The organism is Asanoa siamensis (genome assembly GCF_016862555.1).
GTDB lineage: Bacteria > Actinomycetota > Actinomycetes > Mycobacteriales > Micromonosporaceae > Asanoa > Asanoa siamensis.
On sequence record NZ_BONE01000066.1, the window covers coordinates 35,597 to 42,698 of the forward strand.

Below are 7,102 nucleotides of genomic sequence, written 5' to 3' on the forward strand. Positions count from 1 at the left end.
CTTCCAGGGCACGCTACGCCCGTACCAGGAACGCGGCCTGTCCTGGTTGGACTTCCTCACGCGCCTGGGCATCGGCGGCATCCTCGCCGACGACATGGGCCTCGGCAAGTGCCTCGGCCCGGACTCGCCGGTCTTCCTCAACGGCACTCTGGTGAGTGCGGCGGACGCATGGCAGCGGTACGGCGATGAGCGCAGCGAGACCCACGACGGCGAGGGCACATGGCGCACGCCGGCCGCACCGCTCGTGACCAATGCGCTCGACTCGGACGGCCGGATGGTGACAGCGCCGGTCACCCGGATCTATCGCCAGCGGATCGCCGAGCCCGTACGCCAGGTGACACTTGACGACGGCAGCCGCCTCCTGCTGACTCGACGTCACCGCCTCCGCGGAATCGAGGGATGGACCCGGGATTTCGCGGTCGGCGATGTCCTCGCCGTACCGGGCCGGCTCGAATGGACCGGAGCTCCGGTCAGTCACGACCTCGTCCGGCTGCTCGCCTGGCAGATCAGCGAAGGAGACGAGTCACGCGGCGGCACGCTCCGAATCACTCAAAAGAACCCCGCGATCCTCCAAGAGCTGGTTGATCACATACGTGCGGTCGGCGACTCGTTCCAGCTCCGCGTGAACTCGCCGCGGGTCTTCGCCGATCGCAACTGTCACGTGTTGCGGTTCGACAGCACGGCTTACGCGAGGTTCCTCGGGAGCCATGGCTATGTCTGGGGCCGGCGTTCCGCGCAGAAACGCATCCCCGACCTCGTCATGACGGGCGATCTTGCCTCGGTTCGACTCTTCCTCCGCGAGTTCTTCAGCGCGGAGGGATCGGTCAACGCCCGTATGCGGATGGTGGAGATCGCTTCAGCGTCCGGCTGGTTGATGGACCAACTCGTGACGCTGTTACGCCGCTTCGGGATCTGGATGCGGGTCACGACGAAGCACAAGGCCGCCTCGAACGGTTCTCGAACGACCCGCCCGTATCGAGTCGGTGTCATCGGCGGCGACAGCCTGCGCCGGTTCTACACGCTGGTCGGCTTCGGCGACCCCGCCAAGCACGCGAAGCTGGCGGGGATCTGCATGACCAAGGCCAATACCAATGTGGAGGGCGTCCCCGGACACGATCTGCTCGTTGCCGCCCGTACGCTGACCAACTTGCCGCAACGTCATTTCGGTGTGGGAACCGTCTATTTCGCCGGCACCCAGGAACTCTCCCGCACGAGTGCCGCAGCGGCGGTCGCCGCCCTCGACCGGATCTTGACTGGCGAGGCCGAACATGCCTACCTGGCGTTGCCCGGCAGCAAATGGACCGCGCGCACCCGCGCCGCGTATGCGGGGGTGGACCGCGCCGGACTCACCGCGATTCGCGACCGGCTGGATCGCCGGACGAACCAGGACGTCTTCTACGCGCGCGTGATCAGCGTCGAAGATCTCGACTATGACGGCTACGTCTACGACTTCGAGGTGGCGGAGCACCACAACTTCGTCGCCGGCGGAATGCTCTGCCACAACACCGCGCAGACGTTGTCTTTGTTGGTTTCCGAGCGGGAGCGCGGTGGGGAGGTCGGGCCGACGTTGCTCGTCTGTCCTATGTCGCTCGTCAGCAACTGGCGCAAGGAAGCCGAGAAGTTCGCGCCCTCCCTCGACGTCTACGTGCATCACGGTGCCACCCGGGACGTCGAGCGGCTCTCCGGCGCCGATCTCGTGATCACCACCTACGGCACCGCCCTGCGGGATCTGGGGGCCCTGCAAGGGGTCGAGTGGGGGCGGGTCGTCTGTGACGAGGCGCAGGCCATCAAGAACTCCGGCACCCGGCAGTCGCAGGCCGTGCGGGCGATTCCGGCTCGTACGCGGCTCGCCCTGACCGGCACGCCCGTCGAGAACCATCTCGCCGAGCTGTGGTCCATCATGGACTTCGCCAATCCCGGGCTGCTCGGCCCGGCGAAGACCTTCCGGCGCCGCTACCAGGAGCCGATCGAGGTGCGGCAGGACGACGACGCCGCGGCCGCATTGAAGCGGGCCACCGGGCCGTTCGTGTTGCGGCGGCTGAAGACCGACAAGTCGATCATCTCCGACCTGCCGGAGAAGCTGGAGATGAAGGTCTGGTGCCCGCTCACCCCCGAGCAGGCCGCGCTCTACCAGGCCGTCGTCGACGACATGCTCAACAAGATCGGGTCCAGCTCCGGCATCGAGCGCCGGGGCAACGTGCTGGCCGCGATGACCCGGCTCAAGCAGGTCTGCAACCACCCGGCCCACCTGTTGCGCGACGGGTCCAAGCTCGCCGGGCGGTCCGGCAAGCTCGCCCGGCTGCAGGAACTGGCCGAGGAGATCGTCGAGGAGGGCGACAAGGCGCTGGTCTTCACCCAGTACGCCGAGTTCGGCGCGCTGCTGCAGCCCTACCTCGCGGCCCACCTGGACCGGCCGGTGCTCTGGCTGCACGGTGGGCTGTCCAAGCAGCGCCGGGACGAGCTGGTCACCCGCTTCCAGACCGACGCCGAGCCGATGATCTTCCTGTTGTCGCTCAAGGCGGCCGGCACCGGGCTCAACCTGACGGCCGCCAACCATGTCATCCACGTCGACCGGTGGTGGAACCCGGCGGTGGAGGACCAGGCCACCGACCGCGCGTACCGGATCGGGCAGGCCCGCAACGTGCAGGTCCGCAAGTTCATCTGCACCGGCACCATCGAGGAGCGGGTCGACGAGATGATCGAGCGGAAGAAGGCGCTGGCCGACCGGGTCGTGGGCACCGGCGAGGAGTGGCTGACGGAGCTGTCCACCGACGAGTTGCGCGACCTGTTCGCGCTCGACCCGAAGGCGGTGGGCTGATGCCGGTGGGTCCCGACGGCTGGTTCGAGGGCGGCAAGGCGATCAAGGTCGAGGGCGGCATCAAGGCCCGCTCGCGACGCGGCCGGATCGGCGAGGAGTGGTGGTCGCGCCGGTTCATCGACATCCTCGAGGGCATCTGCGACAAGGGCCGCCTGGAGCGCGGCCGCCGCTACGCCCGGGCCGGCCAGGTGCTCGACCTCGACCTCGAGCCCGGCTCGGTGCACTCGCGGGTCCAGGGCTCGCGCACCGCGCCCTATCAGGTCAAGATCACCATCCCGGTGTACGACGACGCGGCCTGGCAACGGGTCGAGGAGGCCCTCGCACACCAGGCGGTGTTCAGGGCCAAGCTGCTCGCCGGCGAGATGCCGATCGAGATCGTCGCGGTCTTCGACGACCTCGGCCTGCCGCTGTTCCCCACCGACCTGGACATGAGCTGCACCTGCCCGGACTGGGGCTTCCCGTGCAAGCACCTCTCCGCGGTGCTCTACCTGCTCGCGGAGGCGTTCGACGAGGACCCGTTCCTGGTGCTCGCCTGGCGGGGCCGGGCGCGCGACGAGCTCCTGGGCGCGCTGCGCGGCCCGGCCGCCGACGAGCCTCCGGCCGACCCGCTGGAGGTGCCGGACCGGCCGCTGGCCGTGACCGACTTCTACGCGCCCGCCCAGTCGCTGGCGAAGCTCAAGGAGCTGCCCGGCGGTGCGGCCGCGCCACCGGAGCTGCTGCTGCGGGTGCTCGACCCGCCGCCGGTCAAGGTGCGGCACATCCCGCTGGTCGACCTGCTCCGCCCCGTCTATCGAAGCCTGAACGATCAGCCGTCGTAGTCGACGACCAGCTTGTCGGTGACCGGGCTGCTCTGGCAGGTCAGCACGTAGCCGCGGGCGACCTCGTCCGGCTCGAGCGCGTAGTTGCGGGCCATCGTGACCTCGCCCTCGACGATCCGGGCCCGGCAGGTCGAGCAGACGCCGCCCTTGCAGGCGAACGGCAGCTCGGAGCGCACCCGCAGCGCGGCGTCGAGGACCCGCTCGTCGCGGTGCATCCGCAGGGTGGAGACCCGGCCGTCGAGCAGCACCGAGACCTCGACCGGGCCGGCCTCGCCGGTGCCGCCGGCGCGCCGCGGCGGCTCGGGCACGTCGTCGACGTGGAACAGCTCGGTGTGTACGGCGCCCGGTGCGACGCCGCGGCCGGCGAGCACGTTGCGGGCGTCGGTGACCATCCCGTACGGCCCGCACAGGAACCACTCGTCGACAGCGTCCGCCGGGATCACCAGGTCGAGCAGCCGGGCCAGCCGGTCGGCGTCGATCCGGCCGGAGAGCAGCTCGGACTCGCCGGGTTCCTGCGAGAGCACGTGCACCAGGTGCAGCCGGGCGGCGTACCGGTCCTTCAGGTCACCCAGCTCGTCGGCGAACATCACGCTGCGGGCGTACCGGTTGCCGTAGAGCAGGGTGAACCGGCTGTCGGGCTCGACCGCGAGGGCGGTGGCGACCAGCGACAGCACGGGCGTGATCCCCGAGCCCGCGGCGATCGCGCCGTAGTGCCGCCGCCGGCCCGCGTCGAACGCCGAGGTGAACTTGCCCAGCGGCGGCATCACGTCGATCGCGTCGCCGCGCCGCAGCGCGCCGGCCGCGTAGGTGGAGAAGACGCCGCCGGGGATCTCCTTGACGCCGATCCGGAGCAGGCCGGTGGCGGCCAGGTCGGCCGGCGTGGAGCAGATCGAGTACGACCGGCGGGCGTCGCCGTCGTCGGTCTTGCGCACGGTCAGGTGCTGGCCGGCCCGGAAGTCGAACTGGTCGCGCAGCTCCACGGGCACGGCGAAGGTGATCGCGACCGCGTCGTCGGTCAGCCGGTCGATCGCGGCGACGGGCAGCGGGTGGAACACCGGGCGCCGGCGGGTCGGCCGGCTGATCGTCACGCTCATGGGTCAGTACGCCTTCATCGCGTCGAACGGCTCGCCACAGGCGCGGCAGCGCCAGAGCGCCTTGCAGGCGGTCGAGCCGAAGCGGCTGAGCTGCTCGGTGTCGGGTGAGCCGCAGTGGGTGCAGCGCACGCCGATCGACAGCGCCACGGGCCCACCGCTCGGCCCGGGCGGCGCGACGCCGGCCGCGGCGAGCTTGTCGCGGCCGCCGGCGGAGATCCAGTCCGTGGTCCAGGCGGGCGCGAAGATCGTCCGCACCTCGTGGTCGCCGTGCCCGGCGGCGCGCAGGGCGGCGCCGATGTCGGCGCGGATCACGTCCATCGCCGGGCAGCCGGTGTAGGTCGGGGTGATCGTGACGGTGACGTGGCCGTGCTCGTCGGTCTCGACGTCACGCAGGATGCCGAGCTCGTCGATGGTGACCACGCGCAGCTCCGGGTCCACGACCGCGGCCACCGCCTCCCGTGGGGTCACCAGCGGGCCCCCGGATGGGCACGGTGCAGCTCCTGCATCTCGGCCAGCAGCTCGACCAGGTGCGGGCGCTCCCCGGCCGGCTCGGCGACGGGGGCCGGCACGCTCAGCGTCGCCCGCTTGAGCACGTCTTCCACAGTGGACGTCCAGGCCGGGCGGATCGCGGCGGGGGCGACCGGGCCGCCCTCGCCTGAGAACAGGCCGTCGACGAACGGCCAGAGCGCGTCGATCGCGGCCTGCATGCGCTCGTGCGACTCGTCGGTGCCGTCACCGAGCCGCAGTGTCCACAGTGTGCTGTGGTCGAGGTGGTAGGCGGACTCCTTGCGGGCCTTCCCACCGATCGCGGCCAGCCGCTCGTCGGCGCCGGCGGCCAGCGCCTCGTAGAGCGGGAGCTGGAACGCGGAGAGCAGCAGCAGCTTGGCGATCACCGCGGCGAAGTCGGGCTCCGGCTGCTCGACCAGGCGGCAGTTGCGGAACGCGGCGGCGTCCCGCTGGTAGGCCAGGGCGTCCTCGTCGCGGCCCGCGCCCTCCCGCTCGCCGGCGTAGGTCAGCAGCAGCCGGGCGGCGCCGAGTTGGTCGAGGGCGATGTTCGCCAGCGCGACGTCTTCTTCCATCTCGGGGCCGGCCGCGTACCAGGCGCCGAGGCGCTGGGCGGTGATCAGCGCGTCATCGCCCAGCCGGAGAACGTAGTCGACCGTCGTCACAGGTGCTGCGCTCCGTCAGGGACGTCGTAGAAGGTGGGGTGCCGGTAGACCTTGTCGGCCGCCGGGTCGAAGAACGCGTCCTTCTCGTCGGGGCTCGACGCGGTGATCGCGGTGGCGGGCACGACCCAGATGGACACGCCCTCCTCGCGCCGGGTGTAGACGTCGCGGGCGTTGCGCAGCGCCATCGCGGCGTCGGGCGCGTGCAGGCTGCCGACGTGGGTGTGTGACAACCCACGCCGCGGCCGCACGAACACCTCGTACAAGGGTTCACCGCTCATACGGTCACCGCCTCCCTCTGCTTCTCGGCGTAGGCCGCGGCCGCTTCGCGGACCCAGGCGCCGTCGGAATGGGCCCGACGGCGGTGCGCCATCCGCTCGGCGTTGCACGGACCGTCGCCCTTGATGACCCGCATCAACTCGTCGAAGTCGGGCGCGGTGTAGTCGTGCGCCTGACGGTCGGGGTTCCAGCGCAGGTCGGGGTCGGGGATCCGCAGACCGAGGACGCCGGCCTGCTGCACGCACATGTCGACGAACCGCTGGCGCAGGTCGTCGTTGGAGAACCGCTTGATCTTCCAGGCCATCGACTGGGCGGAGTGCGTGGAGTCGGTGTCGGGCGGGCCGAACATCGCCAGCGACGGGTACCACCAGCGGTCGACCGCGTCCTGGGCCATCTCGTGCTGCGCGGGCGTGCCCTGCGCGAGCGTGTGCAGGATCTCGTAGCCCTGCCGCTGATGGAAGGACTCTTCCTTGCAGATCCTGATCATCGCGCGCGCGTAGGGCCCGTAGGAGCAGCGGCACAGCGGCACCTGGTTGACGATCGCGGCGCCGTCGACGAGCCAGCCGATCGCGCCGATGTCGGCCCAGGTCAGCGTCGGGTAGTTGAAGATCGAGCTGTATTTCTGGCGGCCGTCGAGGAGCATGTCGACGAGTTCCGCGCGGCTGACCCCCAGCGTCTCCGCGGCCGCGTAGAGGTAGAGGCCGTGTCCCGCCTCGTCCTGGACCTTGGCCAGCAGGATCGCCTTGCGCTTGAGCGACGGCGCGCGGGCGATCCAACTGCCCTCGGGCTGCATGCCGATGATCTCGGAATGGGCGTGCTGGGCGATCTGCCGGACCAAACCGCGGCGGTACGCGTCGGGCATCCAGTCACGCGGCTCGATCTTCTGGTCGGCCGCGATCACCGCGTCGAAATAGTCCTGCAGAGCCG

General features: G+C 70.6%; 7 protein-coding genes. 2 read left to right on the forward strand and 5 right to left on the reverse strand.

All coding sequences use genetic code 11. The features are described 5' to 3' along the window. The first annotated feature begins 274 nt into the window (after positions 1–274). Both Asi02nite_RS42460 and Asi02nite_RS30835 read left to right on the forward strand, forming a co-directional pair. Complete coding sequence (locus Asi02nite_RS42460; RefSeq protein WP_203717523.1) at positions 275–2,818, forward strand: SNF2-related protein; 2,544 nt, start codon at positions 275–277, stop codon at positions 2,816–2,818. Beyond that, the gene (locus Asi02nite_RS30835) at positions 2,818–3,636 is read left to right on the forward strand and encodes an SWIM zinc finger family protein (RefSeq protein WP_203717514.1); all 819 of its coding nucleotides are present in this window, start codon (positions 2,818–2,820) and stop codon (positions 3,634–3,636) included. The genes Asi02nite_RS42460 and Asi02nite_RS30835 overlap by 1 nt, the downstream gene beginning before the upstream one ends. Here Asi02nite_RS30835 and paaE read toward each other — a convergent pair. The 5 genes from paaE to paaA are packed head-to-tail and all read right to left on the reverse strand — an operon-like array spanning position 3,624 to position 7,097. Then, positions 3,624–4,730: a 1,2-phenylacetyl-CoA epoxidase subunit PaaE gene (gene paaE / locus Asi02nite_RS30840; RefSeq protein WP_203717515.1), complete on the reverse strand. Its 1,107-nt coding sequence runs from the start codon at positions 4,728–4,730 to the stop codon at positions 3,624–3,626. The two genes, Asi02nite_RS30835 and paaE, sit on opposite strands and share 13 nt — an antisense overlap. Before the next feature lie 3 nt (positions 4,731–4,733). Next, positions 4,734–5,201, reverse strand: coding sequence for a 1,2-phenylacetyl-CoA epoxidase subunit PaaD (paaD, locus tag Asi02nite_RS30845; protein WP_203717524.1), 468 nt, complete (start codon positions 5,199–5,201; stop codon positions 4,734–4,736). Then, positions 5,195–5,899 (reverse strand): 1,2-phenylacetyl-CoA epoxidase subunit PaaC, encoded by a 705-nt coding sequence (paaC, locus tag Asi02nite_RS30850; RefSeq protein ID WP_203717516.1) that lies wholly within the window; start codon positions 5,897–5,899, stop codon positions 5,195–5,197. The genes paaD and paaC overlap by 7 nt, the downstream gene beginning before the upstream one ends. Further along, entirely contained in the window at positions 5,896–6,177 is a 282-nt protein-coding gene (gene paaB, locus Asi02nite_RS30855) for a 1,2-phenylacetyl-CoA epoxidase subunit PaaB (RefSeq protein ID WP_203717517.1), read from the reverse strand. Before paaB ends, paaC begins: the two co-directional genes overlap by 4 nt. Next, positions 6,174–7,097 (reverse strand): 1,2-phenylacetyl-CoA epoxidase subunit PaaA, encoded by a 924-nt coding sequence (paaA, locus tag Asi02nite_RS30860; protein WP_239127278.1) that lies wholly within the window; start codon positions 7,095–7,097, stop codon positions 6,174–6,176. Before paaA ends, paaB begins: the two co-directional genes overlap by 4 nt. Positions 7,098–7,102: the final 5 nt, after the last annotated feature.

Bases quoted from the DNA above. Each gene is read 5' to 3' on its own strand.
- paaE (WP_203717515.1), bottom strand. From the start codon at position 4,730: ATGAGCGTGACGATCAGCCGGCCGACCCGCCGGCGCCCGGTGTTCCAC.
- paaB (WP_203717517.1), bottom strand. From the start codon at position 6,177: ATGAGCGGTGAACCCTTGTACGAGGTGTTCGTGCGGCCGCGGCGTGGG.
- Asi02nite_RS30835 (WP_203717514.1), top strand. From the start codon at position 2,818: ATGCCGGTGGGTCCCGACGGCTGGTTCGAGGGCGGCAAGGCGATCAAG.
- Asi02nite_RS42460 (WP_203717523.1), top strand. From the start codon at position 275: ATGGTGACAGCGCCGGTCACCCGGATCTATCGCCAGCGGATCGCCGAG.